Below are 20,421 nucleotides of genomic sequence, written 5' to 3'. Positions count from 1 at the left end.
TAGAAAATTGCGCCTTTGTTTACCAGTGTTTTATGGCGCGCCAGCCTTTAGCCGGCGTTTTTATAACCATCCTGAAGCTGGATATCGATGGCATTAAGTACCTGAGCACGACTGATGCTGCCTTTGAGGACGCCATCATCGTCAACCACGGGGTAAACCTTGGGTTTCTCTGCAATCATTTTCTGAGCCACTTCCAACACAGAAGTATAGGGTTTTACCGACAAAACATCTTTCACCATGATGTCTTTTACGCGGGCTACTTGCTCTCGGTAATAACTGGATTCGATCATTTGACGCAGGCAATCCTGCTCTGATAAAAAGCCCACTAATTGTTTTCTTTCGTTGACAACCGGACCCCCAGTTTGATGGCTGTGCAATAGTTTTTCCACCGCTTCAGCAACTGGCATTTCAGTGGTAAATGTAACAGGGCGTTGGCTCATATAATCGCAAACCTGTAATGACTCCATTCTGCCTCCTTAATTATGTGGACTTTTAGTGCATTGGAGCTGGGATATCTCCCTCTATTGTTAAAGATAGCGCTACTTTTCGTCTAATAACAAATATTTTTACAATTTAGTCCAGTGTAAAGCCCACTTTGATACTCACTTGCCAGTGGGCAACTTTGCCATCCACTATCTGCCCCCTGGTATCTGTCACTTCAAACCAGCGTAGACTGTGCAAAGATTCACTGGCTTTCGCAATGGCATTCTCTATTGCTGCTTGAATGCCTTTTGGCGATGATCCTGTTAACTCTATCAATTTATAAGTATGGTCACTCATGTCCATTCCTCCGTTAAGATTTAAAAGCATTAGATATGCTTAACTCTAGAACAGCACAGCGATTACACCAGTATTAGAGCTTGAAATTATTTGCACTTTATTCCGTTCTATCCTTGCACTTGTCACCAATGGAATAGCCCTTTGTTTAAACTTTCCAGTTTCAAAAGAAAAAAACAGCCAGCTTTAGCTTTGCGCAGAATCAATCACCTTAGCTTATATTATTCCAGTGCTTGTCCCTACTGCCGTATGGTACTCAAACAACTGCAGCGCTTGGGATTAGAAATTGAACTGCGCAATATTCATCAAAAGCAGGTGTATATGAAAGAACTCATTAACGGCGGTGGCAGAAAAACCGTGCCCTGCTTGCGCATCGAATCCAACAAGCCCAACACAGCACCTGAATGGATGTATGAATCACTAGACATCATTGAGTACCTTAAAAAGCACTATGCTGCCGGGCAAAATTGAGGCTTTGTGGTTGCGCTGTATAGTGTTTTTTGGTTGAATCGCGGTCTGTTTTTACAAAGGCTTGTCTAAATTGAGCGCTGCCAATCAGTATAATTCCCAACCTTCAATTTTGTGGCATGATTACGAAAGCTGGGGCGCCCAACCCCAAAAAGATCATCCCAACCAGTTTGCAGCCGTGCGTACAGATTTGGATTTGAATCCAATCAGCGAACCGATCAATTGGATGTGTCAAATACCCAACGATTATCTGCCTCATCCTCAGGCTTGTCTAATCACTGGGATTACCCCGCAAAAATCGTTGCGCGACGGCATGATAGAAGCGCAGTTTATGCGTCAAATAAATGAGCAAATGAGTCAACCCGGCACCTGTGTCGCGGGATACAACAACATTCGCTTTGACGATGAACTGACACGCTTTTCTCTCTACCGAAACTTTATCAACCCCTACGCCCGCGAATGGCAAAATGGCAACAGTCGTTGGGATATTATTGATATGGTGCGGGCCTGTTATGCGCTGCGCCCTGAGGGCATTAACTGGGTATACAATGAAGACGGCAAACCCAGTTTCAAGTTAGAACGACTGTCCCAAGCCAATGAGATAGAACACCTCGATGCACATGATGCATTGTCAGATGTTTATGCCACCATCGCCATGGCGAAGTTAATTACACAACAGCAACCCAGGTTATACGACTACCTGTTTTCACTTCGACTTAAAAATAAAGTGGCAGAGCAGTTCAATATGGCCACCAAAAGTCCGTTGGTGCACATTTCCTCTAAGTTACCCTCTGAAAATGGCTGTTGTACCTGGATAGCACCACTTTGCCCCCACCCCAGCAACAAAAACGCCATTATTTGCATTAACCTGAACTTGCCTGTTGAGCCCCTATTAGATTTGTCTGTTGAAGAGTTGCAGCAAAAGCTTTACCAACGCAGCGAAGATATGGCCCCCAACGAGCAACGATTGCCTGTAAAGCTTGTGCACCTGAACAAATGCCCTGTGGTGGCTCCAGCAAAAACCCTCTCGCAGGAAAACGCTGAAAGACTCAACATCGACCGTGAGCAATGCCTGAAAAACTTAAAATGGTTGCAACAACAAACGGGACTCGAACAAAAGCTATCAGCGCTTTACGAAGCCAGTGAACAACAAGAATTGGATGCCGATCACGCCCTTTATTCAGGTGGTTTTTTGTCCAACGCCGATCAGCAGCTTTGTGTGCAAATTCAAGATACTGCCCCTGCATCGCTAGATTCATTCAATAACAAATTTGAAGATCCTCGTTTGAACACGCTACTGTTCAGATATCGAGGACGAAACTACCCCAACACTTTTACGGCTCAGGAACTGGAGAAGTGGCAAAGGCATAGACATTTCCGCTTAACCGACCCGCAATCCCCAGCCAGCCTGACTCTGGAAAAATACATGTGGGAAGTGGAGCAATTACTGGCCTCAAATAGCAATAATCCAGGCCATATAAGCATACTAAAAGACTTGTATCGCTATGCCCAACAGCTGTAATCTTGAGTTTTAGATAATGATGCCGATAGCAATGAGAGCGAACTGATTATTTCGGGATCACTTTATACGGTTAAAGATGATAAGCGCATCCGATGACGCAATACTTCATGCGGTTAATCTGAAGTCAAAAACAATTATTATAAACGATTAGCGGTACAACAGATGAATGGAATTTACTTAGAGATCGACCCTACCGACGAATACCTGGATCTGATGATCATGCCATCGGAGATAGAGGGCCGTCTGGAAGAGAAGGCGATCATGGCCTTTGTCAAAAAGAGTGAATACGGCAACTTCTTCATTTTTGAAGAAGCCATTGCTTCAGCTGTCGGCACCTATAAGAATTCAGAGCGTATTGACTCATCGGATCCCATTACTGAACGCATTGGTGAGCGCAGAGATGCGCAGGTTAATTTTCGTCTTTCGGAAGATGAAATGCGCGCCAACCTGGTGATTACCGCTGCATTTGCAGGTAAACAAGCCTCTGTTAAAGCTTTAATCAAACAAGCCAAGAAACTCGGTATAGTGCGTGGTCTGGGGAAAAAGAAACTAGTAGAAATGGTGGACAATGCCCGCAACGCAGAGCCTGGCACTGTACTTGATGAGGTGGTAGCCAAAGGTTTACCCGCCAAAAATGGCAAAAATTCAAGGATCCAACCCTTGGTTGACAATGCGCTGGAGCGCATTCTTCGACCGAAAGAAAAAGAAGGCCGCGTGGACATGCGCGACCTTGGCGATATTATTTGCGTAAAAGCTGGTACCAGTGTCGCACGTCGCGTCCCACCCACTGACGGTCGCAAAGGTTTTACTGTAACTGGTACCCCGCTGGAGCCGACGGCTGGCAGCTGGGTGAGTTTTAAACCTGGCTCTGGAACGGAAATTAGCCCAGATGATGAGAATCTGTTGATTGCCGAAATCAATGGCATGCCCAAATTCAAGCAAGATCGCATGTGGGTTGACGATACCTTTATTTGCAAAGGTGTAAATGTGGGTACAGGTAACGTTAACTACGATGGCGCCGTACTGGTAAACGGTGATGTTACGGAAAAAATGCAGATTGTTGCCACTGGCGATATTACTATTAATGGCTTCTGCGAATCCGCATTTGTTCAAGCGGGTGGCGATATTATCATCACCGAAGGTGCTACTGGTAAGCATCACGAATCGTCCGACGAATACAGTACTATTCTTGAAGCTGGCGGCAGTGTTCATGTAGCTCATGGTCAAGGGTTGGACATACGTTGCAATGGTAACGTCACCGTAGGAAGACAACTTGCGTACAGCAAAATTAACTGTCGAGGCACGGTAACCGCAGGCCCTTTACACAATCCCAACGGCAATCTCTTTGCCTGTCGCATAGAGTGTTATGGAAAAATCAGCGCTGGCACATTAGGAGCAGTTTCAGGTAGTTCACTGTCTGTTGATTTCAGCGGCGGTTTTAACCAGTTGATGGAGAAAAAAGACCAACTAGACGAGTTGTGGGTGCAATTGCAGCAAAACAATAAATCTCACGAAAGCAAAATTAACTTCATCAAAAGTAAAAAGATCCCAAGAGCACTGGCAGATAAAGTTAATGAAGCAATTCATCTGTTCAACAATGAAAAGCGCACGCTGGAATGGCTGCAGCAAAAAATCATCGATATCAAAAAAGCGAAAGACGATTATGTAGGTGTAATTGGTCTGGAAGCAAAAAACAAAATCTACCCCGGCGTGGTGGTAAAGCTTAACAATCGCTCATGGAAAGCGGAGCGAGAGTATCCCCGCGCCAAGATAAAATACGAAGGCCATCAGTGGCAATACGAACCGGTTACCAGGTAACCGGTTCTAAAATTATCTCGTTTTTCACTTAAATCGGGTTAACAAGGCGGACGTATCCCAGCGGCCTCCCCCTTTGTTTTGCACATCTGCATAAAATTGATCCACCAAAGCCGTTAATGGCAAACTCGCACCGTTGTTGGAAGCTTCTTGCAGAGCAATCCCAAGGTCCTTGCGCATCCAGTCAATAGCAAACCCAAATTCATACTCGTCCTGCAACATAGTTTTATGGCGATTCTCCATCTGCCATGATTGAGCTGCACCTCGAGAAATGACATCCACCACAGCCTCACAATCAAGTCCGGCTTTTTGACCGAATGACAACGCCTCAGCTAAACCTTGCACCACTCCAGCAATACAGATTTGGTTCATCATCTTGGCTTTTTGTCCGGCACCGACCTCCCCCAACAAGCGGTGATATTGAGCATATGCATCCAGAACCTCGGTTATCGCCTGATAGACAGCTTCATCACCGCCTAACATGACAGTTAACTTACCATTCTCCGCGCCAGCCTGGCCTCCTGATACGGGGCCATCTAAAAATGCTACCGATTTTTCTGCCAGAGCTTGCGCAACCTCAACGGCTACCTCTGCAGACGTTGTGGTGTGATCTATGACAACGGCATTCTCTTTGATGCCTTCAATAACCCCCTGAGCGCCTAAGCAAACCTCTCTTAGATCTCTATCATTACCCACACAAATACAGACCACATCGGCGTCAACTACCGCCTCTGCGGGAGTCAGGGCCAGTTTACCGGTATGAGTTTGACACCATGTTTCAGCTTTGGCCGTAGTGCGATTGTACACGGTGACATCAAAACCTGAGTTTGCCAGGTGTCCTGCCATGGGATAGCCCATAACTCCTAACCCGAGGAACGCGATTTTTTTCATTTTCATATCTCTGACATTGCATTTTAATAATATGGACGCATTCTGCGTTACAGGTGGCAGGAAATTCAAGCGGAAATATTTTCACTGCATTCTACCTGCAAACGTTCTATGCTTTACCACGCAGACAAAAATAAGGGGCAAATCGTGTCGGATAATATTTATCAGTTTTCAGTGAAGAACAATAAAGGTGAAGAGATAAACCTTGAGCAATACAAAGGTAAAGTCCTACTCGTGGTAAACACAGCCAGTAAATGCGGCTTTACCCCACAATACGATGGTCTCCAGGCCTTGTATGATGAATACGATCGTGAACAGTTTGAAGTACTGGCATTCCCTTGTGATCAGTTTGGTCACCAGGAGCCTGGCAGTGATGACGAAATCGAACAGTTTTGCACCCTCAACTTCGGCGTAAAGTTTCCACTATTCCAAAAGCTTGAAGTGAATGGCAAAAACGCAGCACCAGTATTTAATTATCTTAAAACTGAGGCACCTGGTTTAATGGGCAGCAAAAGCATTAAATGGAACTTTACTAAATTTTTAATAAACAAAGATGGGCACCCCATCAAGCGTTATGGCCCGAATACCAAGCCTGAAGCAATAAAATCAGACATAGAAGCCGCCATTAACGCTTGAGCTTAGGGAATTGCAACACATATGAAAGTCGCGGTCTTCAGTGCCAAGGAATATGACAAAACCTTTCTTTGTCAGGAAGCCGGTGGTACAGATGTACAATTCACGTTTTTTGATACCACTTTGAATAGTAAAACCGTCTCACTTGCTGAAGGTTATGACGCGGTAAATTGTTTTGTTAATGACAGCCTGGATGCTGAGGTATTACTACAGCTTAATACGTACAATGTAAGCCATGCCAGTCTGCGCTGTGCTGGTTTCAATAACGTAGACCTTAACGCCGCTAAGGCACTGGATATCACCGTAACTCGAGTACCCGCCTACTCCCCAGAATCCGTGGCGGAACACACCTTCGCCCTCCTGTTAAGCCTGAATAGAAAAATTCACAAAGCATATAATCGTGTTAAAGAAAACAATTTCGCTTTACAGGGCTTAATGGGCTTTAATTTACACGGTAAAACCGTAGGTATCATCGGCACAGGTAAAATCGGTAAAGCCGTAGTTCGCATTTGCCAGGGATTTGGTTGCAATGTGTTATGTTATGACCCTTACCCTTGCCCCACATTGCAACAACAAAGCGTTGAGTATGTCGAGTTAGACACGCTTTTTACACATTCCGATATCATTAGCCTGCACTGTCCGTTAACGACAGAAACGCAGCACCTCATCAATCAAGAATCCATTGCCAAAATGAAAGACAGCGCAGTGTTAATTAATACCTCTCGTGGTGGACTGGTGGATACCAAAGCAATTATTGCGGCCCTGAAAACCAAAAAGATTGGAGGCCTTGCGCTGGATGTTTACGAGATGGAGTCGGAACTCTTCTTCCAGGATTTGTCCTGTGAAATTATTCAAGATGATGTATTTCAGCGATTATTGACCTTCCCCAATGTGGTGATCACCGGCCATCAGGGCTTTTTCACCCAAGAGGCATTAAAAGAGATTGCTCAAACAACCGTGAGCAATCTCATTAATTATCCCAAAGGAGCATTACATCCTGACAATATTGTTCAGGTGTAGTCTAATAGCACTAATCAAACAGACAATTGTGCAGGTGCTCTACAATGCCGGGCGCGTCTTCGCTTTGCACCAAAAAGCACAGGTTATGGGCACTAGCACCGTGGCAGATCATGCGCAGATTGTATTTTTCCAAAGCGGAGAGCACGTTACCACCTACGCCACGTGTTGCCTGCAAGTGATTACCTATCACCGCAATTAACGATAGATTTTCTTCGACAGTCACTTCACCAACCGCTTTAAGTTCATCCAGTAAAGCCTCGGTGATTTTTCTGCTATTCCCGTTAGTGGGTTCATCTAAGGTGAGTGCGACACTAATTTCTGAAGTGGTGATCAAATCTACACTGATTTTATGACGTGCTAAAATCGTAAATACTTCCGCCAAAAAACCCGTTGCGTGCAACATATCTGGACTTTTGAGAGTCAATAAAACTTGCTCTTTTCGCAGCGCAATAGCGCGGTAGGCGGGTTTATGTTCGGTTTTCCAGGCAACCCAGGTCCCGCCAGCCTCCGGCTCTCTACTTGACCCAACAAACACCCTGACACTGGCGCGCATGGCAGGCACCAGAGTTGCAGGATGCAGAATTTTGGCGCCAAAAGTAGCCATTTCCGCGGCTTCATCAAAACTGATCTCATTGATGGGGCGAGCCTTTGCTGTTAAGCGAGGATCTGTGGTGTATATGCCGTTCACGTCTGTCCATATTTGCAATGCCTCAGCTTTTACCGATTCAGCTAATAATGCGGCGCTGTAGTCACTACCGCCTCGTCCTAATGTAGTAGTTTTGCCATTTTCGCAGGCACCAATAAAGCCTTGCGTCACAATCACACTATGAGCCAATTCTGGCATTAGCAGGGTCTCAGCCTGATGTTTTATCAGGGCAATGTCTGGTGTGGCTTTACTGTGACTGGCATCGGTTTTGACGACCTGGCGCACATCGAAGTTTATGGCATGTGTGCCCTGCTCTCTGAGTATTTCAGAAAAAAGCAGCGAAGACATGCGCTCACCAAAAGACAGCAACTCATCTTGTAAAGCGAGTGACGACGACAGTTCTGCTTCTTTGGCGCATGCAGATAATTCGTTCAACAGATGCTCAAGTGCCTGCGCCATTTCTGGCTTATGGCCCAGTTTTTTCAATATAGAAAATTCAATATCAGCAATGTGAGCTAATATGGCATCCCTTTCGTTTGTTGGTAAGTTGCCCTTGGCAAGGCGTACAAGATAATTCGTGACGCCTGAAGAGGCACTCACCACTACAATTTTTGTTTCCGGGTTGCTGGCTACAATACTGGCACAGCGAGACATTGCGTCATAATCGGCAACACTGGTGCCGCCAAACTTCGCGACTATCAGTCCTGTCATATCAATTTATTTCCGAGTAAGCGATTAGAAAATTTAACACTGGCAGGAACGCATTGCATTAATACGTCTCAATACCAGAAGCCCAACACTCCATTCAGGAGTGACAGTTACAGAGTTTCACCTCAAGTAACCGAACCCGACCTTGTTTGCATTAATCGGACCCTCGGCATTGGTCCCCGTCACTCTAACAGTTGGTATTTGCTCGTAACAAATACCCAATACGCAAACTATCACTGCTGAGCTATCTGGCCAACGCACCTCTTCTGATACACGCAGATAAAATCTAAGGAAATAGATTTGGCTGGCGTAACATCCTCTGGATTAGAAGAAATTACGGGCTGGCATGCAAGCACTTTTTAGTTCTTTCTTATCACAATATGAAAATATTTGCCTAACCACAGATAAGGTTCCTTGTCTGCATATTGCAGTTCAAGTTGTTTAATGTCTTGGTAATTATCGGATTGCTGCTGTTTATCCTTCAGGTAATCATGAAAACAGCGTATGCCCGACTTTTTCAGTACTTCGCAAGGTAAGGCGGTTAACCAGCTCAATACTGTTTCAGGCTTAAGGGGGTTATGGTTGGCAAGCCGCAGTCGATTTTTTTGCTTCATGCCGTTGTTGATCAATTCAAAATTGCCGTACAAAGCGTTGCCGAACAGATTGGCGTTTTGATTAAAAAAACTCAGCGACAGATAGGCACCCGGCTTTAATAGTTCAAACAAATGAGATAACACTGCCTGAGGGTTGTCCAGCCATTCAAATACAGCATGGCAGGTAACCAAATCAAACGGTGAATTGGTGGGAATATCTTGAATGGCGCCGTGGTTTAAGCTCAAACCATCATAGTCAGCGAGCTTTTGTTCAGCCACTTTAAGGGTGTCCATAGAAATATCATTCAACAATACCTGATAGCCTTTGGCCAACAACTCTTTGGTAAACTCTCCTGTTCCCCCACCTGCATCTAATACGCAGGCATTTTTGTTCAGCAATGGCCACAGAAAAGCCAGATTGTGCAGTAGCATTTCATGTCTTAAGCGCCCTTTGGTGGTACCATAAATATTCTTATCGAACTTATTCGCTATATTGTCAAAGCTAATATCTTGTGACGGTGGCGAGTTGGAATTTTGTGTTTTTTTATCGGACATTTCAGACACTAACTTATGTTGAGCTTTACTATTAAAAAATGGCTTGGTGCCTTGTTGCAACCGTTACCGCTAATATTGATCTTACTATTAATTACCCTGTTTTTATTTTTGCGCGGAAAAAAACGTGCGGCAATAGGGTTGCAAAGTGTCGCGATACTCTTTTTTGTCGCAGTCACCACTCCACCTTTTGCTAATTTTTCAGCGAGAGCCATTGAGGCCAATACTGTTCAGTTTGACGACGCGAAAGCACTGGATTATATCGTTGTATTGGGTTGTGGTCATGTCAACGACCGACGCGTTCCCATAACCTCTCAAGTCAACAGCTGCAGTTTATATCGGGTTACAGAGGGTATTCGACTGTTTCAAAGCCATCCGAACGCCAAACTGGTTTTCACAGGTTACGGTGGTAATCAACCATTGAGTAACGCTGAAACCAATAAAGAATTGGCACTGGCGCTGGGAGTGCCAGACTACCGCATACTCACCTACTCCACGCCAAAAGATACCAGAGAAGAAGCTCAGGTGCTGACACCTATTCTCAAGGATAAGCAATTTGCCCTGGTTACTGAGGCCAGTCACATGCCAAGAGCACTGCTCTATTTTCAGCAACAGGGACTGACTCCAATCCCTGCGCCAACAGCTCACTTATACCGTGATGAAGGCCCGCTATTGTCTTATCAATATTTGCCTGATGCCAATTACTTGCACAAAACAGAGCGAGCCATCTACGAGTATATCGGGCAGCTATGGCAAAAAATAGCCCATTAAACAGGATTGGGTATGTCGATAAACTCCACCTCTAGTGGCAACTCTTCTGCTATCTGCTGGCCAAGATACATGGCGCCATAGCGCTCAGTTGCGTGGTGCCCGGCAGCAATATAAGCAATGTCCATTTCTCTGGCAATATGTGTGGTTTGCTCAGACACTTCCCCGGAAATAAACAAATCTGCGCCCTGGTCTGCCGCCTGCTCAATAAAACTCTGACCGCCGCCAGTGCACCAGGCAACGTGTTCAATAGTTTTGTCACTTTCTCCTAGTACTAACGGGGGGCGTTGCAATACTGAGGCTACATTGGCGGCAAACAGCTCCAGATTACCCTTACCGGGATTGCGTCCGCGCATCACCACACCTTCCGGTTTTATTCCCTCAACGGGCTCAATGTCAGTCACTCCCAATAAATTACCAAGCATGGCGTTATTGCCAAATATTGGGTGTACATCTAGAGGAAGGTGATAAGCATACAAGTTAATATCATGTTGCAGTAACGCCTTAATGCGCCGCTGCTTCATGCCAACAATGACGGGATTTTCATTTTTCCAAAAAAAGCCATGATGCACCAAAATAGCATCTGCCTTTTGAGCAATAGCGGCATCAATAAGTGCCTGACTGGCTGTCACGCCAGTGACTATTTTTTTGATGTCAGACTTGCCTTCTACCTGTAATCCATTGGGGCAATAATCTTTGATTAATTGTGGCTTCAATTGCTCATCAAGCCACGCCAAAAGTGCCGTGTTTTTCATGTAATTCCTCGACATATGCAGTAAAAAATAGCTAATCTAGTACGAAAATTAGACTTTATAGCTAAAACCCTGTATAACAACTGGCTGTATTTTCGCATTCAAATATTAAAAACAAAATAGTTAAGATTAATATGAGTAAATTGGATAAAGATCAGGTAATTGCTAAATTCACAGAAGCCTACACAGCAGCAAATGGCAAAGCGCCAGAAATTGAAGCTAAAGGCGGTTGGTACAGTGTAGATGGCGGCAAAAACATGCGCCTGGCACAATTAGACGAAATGGCGGATGAGTTGGCAGGAGGCAAAGCGGCAGCACCTAAAGAAGCTGAAGCACCTAAGAAAGCCACTAAAACAGAAGCCAAGCCAGCAGCGAAAAAAGCTGAAAAAGCGCCTAAGGCTGCAGCTCCTAAAAAAGCCAAGGCGGCAAAATCAAGTTTCTCTGTAAAAGCATTCTGGAATGAGAAGCTGGACAAAGAGCACCCCGGCTCTACCTTGCCTCGCTAAGGTAAAAAGTGACTAGCAAAAGGCAGTGATTTATCACTGCCTTTTTTATTTGTGCCGATTATGGATTAACGCCTGGATGGTGGATCTATAACCGCTGTTTCGGGACTTTCCCAAAAACCACTTGCTACGTCTTTGATAAATCTGATATTGCGTATTATATGGTTACCCACGATGCGCTCGTCAGGCTCAGGCATAGTGCGAAACGTCGCAGGAAACACAATGCCATCGACCGTTTGATATGAAGTTATAATTCGCCACAAAGGCCCAAATAGTTTGCGCTCAGCAGGCTGACCTAAGGCGTCCAGGAACGCGCGATTACCAATGGCATACTGATAGCCAACCAAGCGGTAAGTCTGCTTATCAACATACAAGACAAAATAGTCTATAGCACTTTTACCAATCACCGGCTTATCGCTAAAAGTCATTTTTATCTCATAGTAACTTTTGCCACCATGGCCGGGCCATTCAAACTCTGCCACCTCAGACAACTGCACTGAATCCTGCTGAGTCAAAAACGGAAGATTAATAAAGTAATAGAAAAAATAGAGCATCGCAGTCGGTGGATTGGCTTTTCGCCAATTGACAGACCAAACCTGCTCACCATCAAAGCCAAGACTGGCTTTATCAAGAAACCAATCTTGATGAACCTGTAATGTTCTTTTATCAATGGTTTCTGTGGCAGCCCACCACGCCAGCTCACTCTTACCGTGATAGTTGTTATGCATTATCGCATCAAACTGAATGATGTTTTTACTTTCCCAGTTTTTGTAACCACCATGGGCTTCAAGCATTTTCTCAATGATGTTTTTTGTTTGTTCATTCGCATAGTCTGGGCTTGCATCGGTAATTGACGCAAAACCCACTGCAAATATCACTAAAAATAACAACCGCATTTATTGCTTTCTCCTCTGATGAACGCTGTTAACAGAGAACGTTTTCTCATTAAATTTCAGGGAGTTAAAGGCTTCTGGGAGATTATGTCCTGATTTAGGTTGATTTGGTGGTTTGCGCTAGCAAGTTTAAACTGGTTCTTACATTTTTTCGGGATAACAAAACCGGAAAGTCTAGCCAGGCGATTTCCAATGTTGCCTGTTGTGGACCTTTATGCACTCCTTTGATGTAGTCAGGGTTTACCAGATAAGACTGATGGCAGCGGAAAAACTCAACGTTATTCAATGCGAGCTGCTCTACCATTTTTTTCATACTTGAGCGGAGCAACCTTTTGCTTAGCGAACCTGATTCATTGAGATAATAAAGCTGTAAGTAGTTGTCACATGTTTGGAAACAAATAATCGCCTTTGCTTCGACTCTAAATCTATCTGACCGGTTTTCGGAATACAAACTCAGTAACCGCGTGTTTTTTTCGGGCAGTTGAATTGTTTTGTGCCGTTGGAGCAAAATAACGTTACCCCAACTCAGCAATCCCCAAGCAGTAAACATGACGAGAAATTGTGGCATTAGTTCAAAAAAACCACGTACAGGCACATACATGTTTTGCCAACCACTAAGCGTATAGTGAAACAGTAAGCTATAGGCCCAATTGCTGATACTTATCAGTAGCACCAGCATCCCCCACCAAAAAATTTGATAGCCAAAAACCTTTTGCCCCAAGTGACGCCAACAGAAAGGAAAAACAAAGCTCAATAACATCCAGGTTACTGCGCCTGTGACCGGGCCATAAGTGCTTAAAGTAAAATGATAGACCGGATTGAATCCCTGTAATTTTATGGCGAAGGGTTCAAATAAATTCAGTACAACAATAATGTAAAATGCGCTTGAAAGAGATAGCCATTTTTTGATTGCTGGAGAAATTGAATACAACTGTAATGAATCTGGCATCGAAAACGTTAAGGGTAAATGGCAGTATCATTATGATAGCAGTGACCAAAAAAAGCCCGTGAATAAATCTCAGGCCTTGCATTAAAATGTAACTAACGCTCAACTTAAGCGTGCAAACCGAGCTCTAAGGGAAAGGGTTTTAGGTAAGCCTGTTTTTGCAAGAACTCATTGGGGAACTCCCGCAAATAATGATTGATCAGGGTTAAAGGTGCCAACAGCGGAACATAACCACTGTGGTACTTATCAATTTCATCAGACAGTTCTTTTTTATATTTACTATCCAGATCGTTTTTGAAAAAGCCTTGCAGGTGCATTAATACATTAGTATGTTTCTTGCGTGTAGTGGGCTTTGCTAAGGCCACCATCATCTTACTGCGATAATCACTCACCGACTGCTGAATATCATCAGCACATTGTGCCACTATGGGGCCAAGTTCATAATAAATTTTCGGGTTGTAGGCCAATATTAAATATTTGTAGCGAGTGTGAAATTCAATCAAGGATGAGGCCTGAAGATCTTCCATCACTAACTTTCTAAACAGTGCATGAGCTTCTACGCGTGTAAAGAAGCTTTCCCTGATGCCTTTATCGTTCAATCGCCCATCCTCTTCGACAGGCAAGTCAGGAAAATTTTTCATCAGCGCTTCGGCAAACATACCGCGTCCATCGCGATGCAAGAGTTTACCCTCTGCATTATGGATTTTGATGCGCTCCATACCGCAACTTGGCGACTTTGCAGCCAGAATATAACCATCCAGAGGTTCCAATGAACTCTGTTGCCGTTCGAAGTAATTAGCCATTTTATCGCTGTAATCTGAACTACCCGTTTTGGAGTCAACGAGGCGAATCTCATCGTTAATTTCCCGCAGCTGTATAGCCGGTCTGGGCACAGACATGCCAATACCCACTTCTGGGCAAAATGGCACTAGCTGGTAATACTCTGAGATGTGACTAGCCACAAAAGATGATCGCTTGTGGCCACCGTCGAACCTTACTTTCTCACCTAACACGCAGGCACTGGTACCTATTTTTATCATTTTTTACCTCCAGGTGAAATTTACGAGAATTACTGTTCCTGAGATCAACAGGATAATTCAATTAACAGACATTATTCACAGCTTTTGATAATTTTGTGAAACGCTATTTTTTCGATACCATGAGAGGGTATCCAACGTTTTACTTCGGCAAAACCCAGCTTTTTATACAAATTAATGGCGGGCACATTAAGCAACGCCGTTTCAACATAGGCCCTTTCATATCCTTCTTTCTCGAGCACATACTGCATTAGTTTTTTACCAATGCCCCGGCCGAAAAATTCTGGTGCTACCGTTAAGCTGTGAATATCCAGGACTTCATTTGCTAATAGGGTTTCTACCACAGCGGCTAGAGTGTCATTTTCTAAAAAGCCAGTGAAGCAAGTATCAGACATCGTGATGTGCTCAATAGAGCGCTTTAAAGGCGGAAAATCTGATACACCAATAATCCCGGCTTCGACTTTGTAAGCGCTTTGAAATACCCGGTATATCTGCTGGGCAACATTCACAGAGGAATTATCTAATTTGATAAACATGCTTTACTACTTGTCCTTAAGTTTTTTAATCGATTCAAATGAACACAAAAAAAGCCTCAAAAGAGGCTTTTTTTAAGTATCTATTTTATCCTTACAGATCTGTAGGCTTAGAGCCTTCCACCCTGCTTTTCAGCTTCTGACCCGGTCTGAATGTGACAACGCGACGGGCTTTAATGGGAATGTCTTCACCGGTTTTAGGATTGCGACCAGGTCTTTCATTCTTTTCCCGCAAGTCAAAGTTACCGAAACCCGACAATTTAACTTGCTCACCTGCTTCCAGCGCTTCTCGCATTTCTTCAAAGAAATGCTCCACCAGATCTTTGGCATCTCGTTTATTGAGACCCAATTTTTCAAACAGGTGTTCTGCCATATCTGCTTTGGTCAGAGCCATAGGTTATTCCCTCAAGGATGCACTAAATTCTTCAGTGAGTTTTTCTACCACACCATTAACAATGTTTTGGATTTCACTTTCTTCAAGTGTACGCTCCACATCTTGCAGTGTCAGAGACAATGCGAGGCTCTTTTTGCCCTCTCCGATGTTGTCACCACGGTACACGTCAAACAAGTTTAGGCCAACCAATTGATTTGTGCCAAATTTTTCAATGACTTGCAAGACATCTGATGCATTTATTTGCTCATCTACGATGATTGCAATGTCACGACGGTTAGCAGGAAAACGCGATAATGGTTGTGCTTTTGGCAACCTGGCCTCTAACAGATGCGTTAATTGCAATTCAAACACAAACGTTCTGCCGTTTAATGCCAACGGTTTTTCAAACTTAGGATGCACTGCGCCGACATAGCCAACCAGCTCTTCAGCGCAATAAATCGCAGCGGTCTGACCTGGATGCATCGCACTGTGTTGTGCCTTTCTAAAGGTATATTCGCCTGATTTACCAGTTAGTGCCAATAACCGCTCTACGTCACCCTTAATATCGAAAAAGTCGACTTTCTGGGTGTTTTCAGCCCAGTACTCTGGTGCTTTGTCTCCTGCGATGACACCCGCAATCATATTTTCCTGGCGCACACCCACTTTGAAATTTTCATCGGGAACAAATCTCAATCCGGTTTCGAACAAACGAATACGACTCTGCTGACGATTTTGGTTATAACTTACCGCTTTCAATAGACCCGGTAACAGACTCAAGCGCATTGCCGACATATCCGCTGAAATTGGATGCGGTAATACCATGCTTTCTGCATCAGCGAATAGCATTGCTTGCGCTTTTGGATCGACAAACGAATAAGTAATCGCTTCCTGGTAATCGTTGCTGACTAACACATCCTTAAACAGGTTCAGATCAAGTGCACTTTCCCGGTGCTCTGGCATGGCAAGAGACGCTACGGGCGCAACATTGGGAATGTTGTTGTATCCATAAATGCGCGCGACTTCTTCAATTAAGTCTTCCTCAATAGCCACATCAAAGCGATAAGCTGGAACGACACAGTGCCATGTTTCGCCTTCAAGGCTGGTAGTAAAACCTGAACGCATCAGTAACTCTGAGACCTGCTCCGCTGCAATGTCGATACCCAAGACACGCTTCAATCTGGATTGGCGCAACGTCACGTTCTTAGCCGCAGGAATATGGGCTTCAGAAACGGCTTCAACCACAGGGCCAGCTTCGCCGCCTACGATATCTAATAACAACTGTGTAGCGCGTTCCATTGCCGTTTTTTGTAATTGCGGATCAACACCGCGCTCATAACGATGAGACGCATCGGTATGCAATCCATACTGACGTGCTTTACCCGCAATCGCCAGTGGCGCAAAAAAAGCACTTTCCAGGAAGATGTCTTTTGAACCTTCAGATACGCCCGAGTCCAGGCCACCAAAAATGCCTGCCATCGCCAGCGGTTTGTTCTCATCAGCAATCACCAGGGTATTACTCTGCAATGCCACTTCGTTGCCATCTAACAAGGTGAGTTTTTCGTCTTGCTGTGCGAAGCGCACTTTGATGCCACCGTCCAGTTTTGCCAAATCAAAAGCGTGCATTGGGTGACCTAGCTCTAGCAAAACATAGTTGGTAACGTCTACTACCGGATCAATGGCGCGGATACCGCTGCGACGAAGACGTTCTGTCAGCCATAATGGAGACTGTGCATCTAAATTGATGCCCTTAATAACTCTCCCCAGATATCTCGGACAAGCCTCTGGCGCTTCCAGAGTAATAGTACGACTTTCCTCGATTACAGGGGTAACCGGTGCCGCTTCAACTTCACAAACATCCGTATTGTTTAACACCCCAACTTCACGAGCAAGTCCGCGAATGCCTAAACAATCTGAGCGATTGGGCGTTAAATCAACTTCAATAGCGACATCGTTAAGATTTAAATAATCTCGAATATCCTGTCCTACAGGCGCGTCTACTGGCAATTCGATAATACCGTCGTGATCTTCGGAAATCTGCAGTTCGGAAAAAGAACACAACATGCCATGGGATGGTTGCCCGCGTAGTTTTGCCTTCTTAATTTTGAAGTTACCCGGAAGCACCGCACCTACGGTAGCCACCGCCACTTTGATGCCTTGACGGCAATTGGGTGCGCCACAAACGATGTCCAATAACTCTTTAGCACCGACATTCACTTTTGTGACTCGTAACTTATCGGCATCAGGGTGTTGACCACACTCAACCACTTCACCGACAACAACACCACTAAATTCACCTGCCACCGGATCAACTCCGTCGACTTCCAGGCCCGCCATAGTGATTTGCGCAACTAATTCGTCTGTCGTTATTGCTGGGTTCACCCAGTCTCTTAACCATTTTTCACTGAATTTCATACTGACACTTATTACTTAAATTGTTTCAGGAAGCGTAAGTCGTTCTCAAAGAACGCGCGCAAATCGGTTACGCCATAACGCAACATGGTAAGCCTTTCAACTCCCATACCAAATGCAAAGCCGGTGTACTCTTCCGGATCGATATTGACGGCTTTTAATACGTTGGGGTGAACCATGCCACAGCCCAAGACTTCCAACCATTTGCCGTTTTCACCCATGACATCCACTTCAGCCGAAGGCTCAGTGAATGGAAAATAGGAGGGTCTGAAACGAACCTGTAGGTCTTGCTCGAAAAAGTTACGTAGGAAATCGTGTAAAATACCTTTTAACTCAGCGAAGTTAACATTTTTGTCTACCATCAGGCCTTCTACCTGGTGGAACATCGGGGTGTGAGTTTGATCGTAATCGTTACGATATACACGCCCGGGAGATATAATACGCAGTGGCGGCTTTTCCACTTCCATCGTTCTGATTTGCACGCCCGATGTTTGGGTGCGCAACATCACATCAGGATTAAAATAGAAAGTATCGTGATCTGCACGAGCTGGATGATGAGCGGGAATATTTAAGGCATCAAAATTGTGAAACCCGTCTTCCACCTCAGGTCCTGATTTAACTTCAAAACCCAGATCACCGAAAAATCGTTCAATACGCTTAATGGTGCGGGTTACAGGGTGCAAACCACCCAGTTCAGTCTTCTTACCAGGCAATGTGACATCAATGGACTCATTGGCCAGCTTGGCATTTAGCTCTGCTTCTTTAAGCGCTTCGCCGCGAGCATGAATGGCTTGCTGCACCTGCTGCTTAGCTTCATTGATGCGTTGTCCCATGGCGGGACGTTCTTCTGGTGCGACCTTACCCAGACCTTTTAATAGTGCGGTTAACTCGCCCTTTTTACCCATGTAGTTAACACGGATTTCGTCTAGCGCATTAACGCTATTACAAGACGCAATTTCTTCCTGCGCTTTATTCACTATGGCTTCGAGATCCATATACTCCCCGAACGCTAAAAATTTTAAGGAAAATGATGAAGGCGGAATTCTACACGAAAGCCAGGGAACGGGGCTAGTGCAAGTCCCTATTTTTGTTTGATATACAGCCATTTAATCTGTTTTTCACAACAAAAATCATCAAAAATCCCCCGCAGTTGTACTACAAAGTCTTACCAGAGCCGGAAAACTGGTTTAACGGAGTGTTCTGTGTCACATTTAAATATGCTGTTAATCCGGTTTTTTACTTTGGTTTGCTGCTTATTTAATCGCTTGAACTTAAGAGAATCAATTTTCGGTTAAAATATTTCAATGTGTCAGATAATATCAGTAGATAAATCAATAAATTAGTATACGAATGGACATTTTTGTAGCCAGACAGGCGGTACTCAACAACAAAAAACAAACCGTAGCTTACGAGCTGCTGTTTAGAGAAGGAAGTGCCAATGTGTATCCCGCCAATGTCGAATCCAATACGGCTACCTCTCGCTTGATCCTGAACCATCACTTAAATATTGGTTTTTCCCACATAACTTCAGGCAAGAAAGCCCTGATTAACTTTTGTAAGGATGGCATTTTAGAGCGATTACCTGCGCTGGTATCACCAAAAGATATCATCATTGAAATATTAGAAGATGCCAAACCCAGTGAAGAGTTACTGGCAGCCTGTAAGGAACTCGCTGATAAAGGCTACAAACTGGCACTCGACGATTTCTCTTATAGTTCTGAGTGGGATGACTATTTTCAATATGTGCGCTTGATAAAGTTTGACTTAACAGAGCTAAGCTGTGACGAAATACAGCAACAACTCACCCAATTAAAGTCCCACAAGCACCTCAAATTTTTAGCAGAAAAAGTAGAAACTGAGCAAGAGTTTGAGCAGTGCAAGATGATGGGGTTCGAATTCTTTCAGGGTTACTTTTTTTGTAAACCCGAGATGATGAATGCAAAAGATATTGGCGCCAATTATGCTGTTGTAGTAGCGATACTGGCTGAGATTCTGCGACCTCAATTCAGCTTTGAAAGGCTTACTGAGCAATTTGCGTTAGATATGGCGCTCACCTATAAGCTGCTAAAATTTATTAATTCCAGTTTATTTCAGCTACAAGAAAAAGTCGGTTCAATCAAACAAGCCCTGATTTATTTAGGTGAAGCGGAAGCGCGCAAATTCATTGCGTTAATAGCGACCGCCCATCTGGCTGAGCAAAAGCCAGCGGAGCTTGTCCGTATGTCGATAATTCGCGCCAGAATGTGCGAGGTCATAGTGTCACGCACCAAAGCAGGCAGTAACGATGCCGGCTTTTTATTAGGGCTTTTTTCACTGATTGACATCATCCTCAATAAGTCCATGGAAGATATAGTGATGACATTGCCCTTGCAGGACGAGATAAAAGAGGCGTTACTCGGCTACAAAAATCCACTATTTCATATCATGCAACTCATTAAAGCCTATGAAAGTGGCAGCTGGTACAACACCCAAAAATTTGCCAATGTGGTGCGGATTGAAGAAAAGGCGTTACCCGGTATTTATCAAGATGCGGTGAGCTGGTCTGAGAGCTACGAAGCCACACAAGAGCCGGATGAATAAGGGCC

The 20,421-nt window shown here is 44.4% G+C and carries 21 protein-coding genes and 1 riboswitch; of the genes, 8 read left to right on the top strand and 13 right to left on the bottom strand.

From position 1 onward, the window contains the following. Nucleotides 1–47: 47 nt before the first annotated feature. Nucleotides 48–467: a CBS domain-containing protein gene (locus tag ACXAGP_RS08680; RefSeq protein WP_475260800.1), complete on the bottom strand. Its 420-nt coding sequence runs from the start codon at nt 465–467 to the stop codon at nt 48–50. A 106-nt stretch (nt 468–573) separates the two neighbouring features. Beyond that, complete coding sequence (locus ACXAGP_RS08675) at nt 574–780, bottom strand: dodecin (protein WP_475260799.1); 207 nt, start codon at nt 778–780, stop codon at nt 574–576. A gap of 189 nt (nt 781–969) precedes the next feature. On the opposite strand from ACXAGP_RS08675, the gene ACXAGP_RS08670 reads away from it, so the two are divergent. From ACXAGP_RS08670 to ACXAGP_RS08660, 3 genes are all read left to right on the top strand, one after another. Then, nucleotides 970–1,248 (top strand): glutaredoxin family protein, encoded by a 279-nt coding sequence (locus tag ACXAGP_RS08670; protein WP_475260798.1) that lies wholly within the window; start codon nt 970–972, stop codon nt 1,246–1,248. A 70-nt stretch (nt 1,249–1,318) separates the two neighbouring features. Continuing rightward, the gene (sbcB, locus tag ACXAGP_RS08665) at nt 1,319–2,767 is read left to right on the top strand and encodes an exodeoxyribonuclease I (protein WP_475260797.1); all 1,449 of its coding nucleotides are present in this window, start codon (nt 1,319–1,321) and stop codon (nt 2,765–2,767) included. Between the two features lie 162 nt (nt 2,768–2,929). Beyond that, nucleotides 2,930–4,585: a DUF342 domain-containing protein gene (locus tag ACXAGP_RS08660; RefSeq protein WP_475260796.1), complete on the top strand. Its 1,656-nt coding sequence runs from the start codon at nt 2,930–2,932 to the stop codon at nt 4,583–4,585. A 24-nt stretch (nt 4,586–4,609) separates the two neighbouring features. On the opposite strand, the gene ACXAGP_RS08655 is transcribed toward ACXAGP_RS08660, so the two are convergent. Then, complete coding sequence (locus tag ACXAGP_RS08655) at nt 4,610–5,506, bottom strand: NAD(P)-dependent oxidoreductase (protein WP_475260955.1); 897 nt, start codon at nt 5,504–5,506, stop codon at nt 4,610–4,612. Nucleotides 5,507–5,617: 111 nt separating this feature from the next. Here ACXAGP_RS08655 and ACXAGP_RS08650 point away from each other — a divergent pair, with 111 nt between their 5' ends. Together ACXAGP_RS08650 and ACXAGP_RS08645 are read left to right on the top strand one after the other, a co-directional pair. Further along, a complete protein-coding gene (locus tag ACXAGP_RS08650; RefSeq protein ID WP_475260795.1) occupies nt 5,618–6,106 on the top strand; it encodes a glutathione peroxidase in 489 nt (162 codons plus the stop codon). Nucleotides 6,107–6,127: 21 nt separating this feature from the next. Continuing rightward, the gene (locus ACXAGP_RS08645) at nt 6,128–7,123 is read left to right on the top strand and encodes a 2-hydroxyacid dehydrogenase (protein ID WP_475260794.1); all 996 of its coding nucleotides are present in this window, start codon (nt 6,128–6,130) and stop codon (nt 7,121–7,123) included. Between the two features lie 10 nt (nt 7,124–7,133). On the opposite strand, the gene lysC is transcribed toward ACXAGP_RS08645, so the two are convergent. Both lysC and ACXAGP_RS08635 read right to left on the bottom strand, forming a co-directional pair. Then, on the bottom strand, nt 7,134–8,480 hold the full coding sequence (gene lysC, locus ACXAGP_RS08640; protein WP_475260793.1) for a lysine-sensitive aspartokinase 3: 1,347 nt from the start codon (nt 8,478–8,480) through the stop codon (nt 7,134–7,136). A gap of 70 nt (nt 8,481–8,550) precedes the next feature. Next, nucleotides 8,551–8,751: riboswitch (Lysine riboswitch) on the bottom strand. A gap of 85 nt (nt 8,752–8,836) precedes the next feature. Continuing rightward, nucleotides 8,837–9,625, bottom strand: a complete 789-nt coding sequence (locus tag ACXAGP_RS08635; protein ID WP_475260791.1) for a methyltransferase domain-containing protein — start codon at nt 9,623–9,625, stop codon at nt 8,837–8,839. Nucleotides 9,626–9,640: 15 nt separating this feature from the next. Between ACXAGP_RS08635 and elyC the strand changes: the two genes are divergently transcribed. Beyond that, entirely contained in the window at nt 9,641–10,393 is a 753-nt protein-coding gene (gene elyC / locus ACXAGP_RS08630; protein WP_475260790.1) for an envelope biogenesis factor ElyC, read from the top strand. Here elyC and ACXAGP_RS08625 read toward each other — a convergent pair. Then, nucleotides 10,390–11,145, bottom strand: a complete 756-nt coding sequence (locus ACXAGP_RS08625) for a Nif3-like dinuclear metal center hexameric protein (RefSeq protein WP_475260789.1) — start codon at nt 11,143–11,145, stop codon at nt 10,390–10,392. The genes elyC and ACXAGP_RS08625 overlap by 4 nt on opposite strands. A 131-nt stretch (nt 11,146–11,276) precedes the next feature. Between ACXAGP_RS08625 and ACXAGP_RS08620 the strand changes: the two genes are divergently transcribed. Then, nucleotides 11,277–11,648 (top strand): hypothetical protein, encoded by a 372-nt coding sequence (locus ACXAGP_RS08620; RefSeq protein ID WP_475260787.1) that lies wholly within the window; start codon nt 11,277–11,279, stop codon nt 11,646–11,648. 65 nt (nt 11,649–11,713) lie between these two features. On the opposite strand, the gene ACXAGP_RS08615 is transcribed toward ACXAGP_RS08620, so the two are convergent. The 7 genes from ACXAGP_RS08615 to pheS all read right to left on the bottom strand — a co-directional run bounded on the left by ACXAGP_RS08615 (nt 11,714) and on the right by pheS (nt 18,831). Further along, nucleotides 11,714–12,541 (bottom strand): hypothetical protein, encoded by an 828-nt coding sequence (locus tag ACXAGP_RS08615; protein WP_475260786.1) that lies wholly within the window; start codon nt 12,539–12,541, stop codon nt 11,714–11,716. A gap of 94 nt (nt 12,542–12,635) precedes the next feature. After that, nucleotides 12,636–13,088, bottom strand: coding sequence for a LytTR family DNA-binding domain-containing protein (locus ACXAGP_RS08610; protein ID WP_475260954.1), 453 nt, complete (start codon nt 13,086–13,088; stop codon nt 12,636–12,638). Nucleotides 13,089–13,591: 503 nt separating this feature from the next. After that, nucleotides 13,592–14,524 carry a YbgA family protein gene (locus ACXAGP_RS08605; RefSeq protein ID WP_475260784.1) on the bottom strand — a complete coding sequence of 311 codons (933 nt, stop codon included), beginning with the start codon at nt 14,522–14,524 and terminating at the stop codon, nt 13,592–13,594. 71 nt (nt 14,525–14,595) lie between these two features. Then, nucleotides 14,596–15,057 (bottom strand): GNAT family N-acetyltransferase, encoded by a 462-nt coding sequence (locus tag ACXAGP_RS08600; RefSeq protein ID WP_475260782.1) that lies wholly within the window; start codon nt 15,055–15,057, stop codon nt 14,596–14,598. Nucleotides 15,058–15,148: 91 nt separating this feature from the next. Beyond that, nucleotides 15,149–15,448 (bottom strand): integration host factor subunit alpha, encoded by a 300-nt coding sequence (gene ihfA, locus ACXAGP_RS08595; protein ID WP_338292356.1) that lies wholly within the window; start codon nt 15,446–15,448, stop codon nt 15,149–15,151. Between the two features lie 3 nt (nt 15,449–15,451). Next, nucleotides 15,452–17,839, bottom strand: a complete 2,388-nt coding sequence (gene pheT, locus ACXAGP_RS08590) for a phenylalanine--tRNA ligase subunit beta (RefSeq protein ID WP_475260781.1) — start codon at nt 17,837–17,839, stop codon at nt 15,452–15,454. Between the two features lie 11 nt (nt 17,840–17,850). Continuing rightward, nucleotides 17,851–18,831, bottom strand: coding sequence for a phenylalanine--tRNA ligase subunit alpha (gene pheS, locus ACXAGP_RS08585; RefSeq protein WP_475260780.1), 981 nt, complete (start codon nt 18,829–18,831; stop codon nt 17,851–17,853). Nucleotides 18,832–19,186: 355 nt separating this feature from the next. Between pheS and ACXAGP_RS08580 the strand changes: the two genes are divergently transcribed. Then, nucleotides 19,187–20,416 carry an EAL and HDOD domain-containing protein gene (locus ACXAGP_RS08580; RefSeq protein WP_475260778.1) on the top strand — a complete coding sequence of 410 codons (1,230 nt, stop codon included), beginning with the start codon at nt 19,187–19,189 and terminating at the stop codon, nt 20,414–20,416. Nucleotides 20,417–20,421 lie beyond the last annotated feature (5 nt).

The organism is Planctobacterium sp. AWM4_229, from assembly GCF_056160305.1.
Note: the sequence above shows the minus strand (reverse complement) of the source record. Positions and strands in the feature narration are given on the sequence as shown.

Bases quoted from the DNA above. Each gene is read 5' to 3' on its own strand.
- ACXAGP_RS08675 (WP_475260799.1), bottom strand. From the start codon at position 780: ATGAGTGACCATACTTATAAATTGATAGAGTTAACAGGATCATCGCCA.
- ACXAGP_RS08660 (WP_475260796.1), top strand. From the start codon at position 2,930: ATGAATGGAATTTACTTAGAGATCGACCCTACCGACGAATACCTGGAT.
- lysC (WP_475260793.1), bottom strand. From the start codon at position 8,480: ATGACAGGACTGATAGTCGCGAAGTTTGGCGGCACCAGTGTTGCCGAT.
- ACXAGP_RS08600 (WP_475260782.1), bottom strand. From the start codon at position 15,057: ATGTTTATCAAATTAGATAATTCCTCTGTGAATGTTGCCCAGCAGATA.
- ihfA (WP_338292356.1), bottom strand. From the start codon at position 15,448: ATGGCTCTGACCAAAGCAGATATGGCAGAACACCTGTTTGAAAAATTG.
- pheS (WP_475260780.1), bottom strand. From the start codon at position 18,831: ATGGATCTCGAAGCCATAGTGAATAAAGCGCAGGAAGAAATTGCGTCT.
- ACXAGP_RS08680 (WP_475260800.1), bottom strand. From the start codon at position 467: ATGGAGTCATTACAGGTTTGCGATTATATGAGCCAACGCCCTGTTACA.
- ACXAGP_RS08625 (WP_475260789.1), bottom strand. From the start codon at position 11,145: ATGAAAAACACGGCACTTTTGGCGTGGCTTGATGAGCAATTGAAGCCA.
- ACXAGP_RS08610 (WP_475260954.1), bottom strand. From the start codon at position 13,088: ATGTTTACTGCTTGGGGATTGCTGAGTTGGGGTAACGTTATTTTGCTC.
- ACXAGP_RS08615 (WP_475260786.1), bottom strand. From the start codon at position 12,541: ATGCGGTTGTTATTTTTAGTGATATTTGCAGTGGGTTTTGCGTCAATT.
- pheT (WP_475260781.1), bottom strand. From the start codon at position 17,839: ATGAAATTCAGTGAAAAATGGTTAAGAGACTGGGTGAACCCAGCAATA.
- ACXAGP_RS08605 (WP_475260784.1), bottom strand. From the start codon at position 14,524: ATGATAAAAATAGGTACCAGTGCCTGCGTGTTAGGTGAGAAAGTAAGG.
- ACXAGP_RS08635 (WP_475260791.1), bottom strand. From the start codon at position 9,625: ATGTCCGATAAAAAAACACAAAATTCCAACTCGCCACCGTCACAAGAT.
- ACXAGP_RS08645 (WP_475260794.1), top strand. From the start codon at position 6,128: ATGAAAGTCGCGGTCTTCAGTGCCAAGGAATATGACAAAACCTTTCTT.
- elyC (WP_475260790.1), top strand. From the start codon at position 9,641: ATGTTGAGCTTTACTATTAAAAAATGGCTTGGTGCCTTGTTGCAACCG.
- ACXAGP_RS08580 (WP_475260778.1), top strand. From the start codon at position 19,187: ATGGACATTTTTGTAGCCAGACAGGCGGTACTCAACAACAAAAAACAA.
- ACXAGP_RS08620 (WP_475260787.1), top strand. From the start codon at position 11,277: ATGAGTAAATTGGATAAAGATCAGGTAATTGCTAAATTCACAGAAGCC.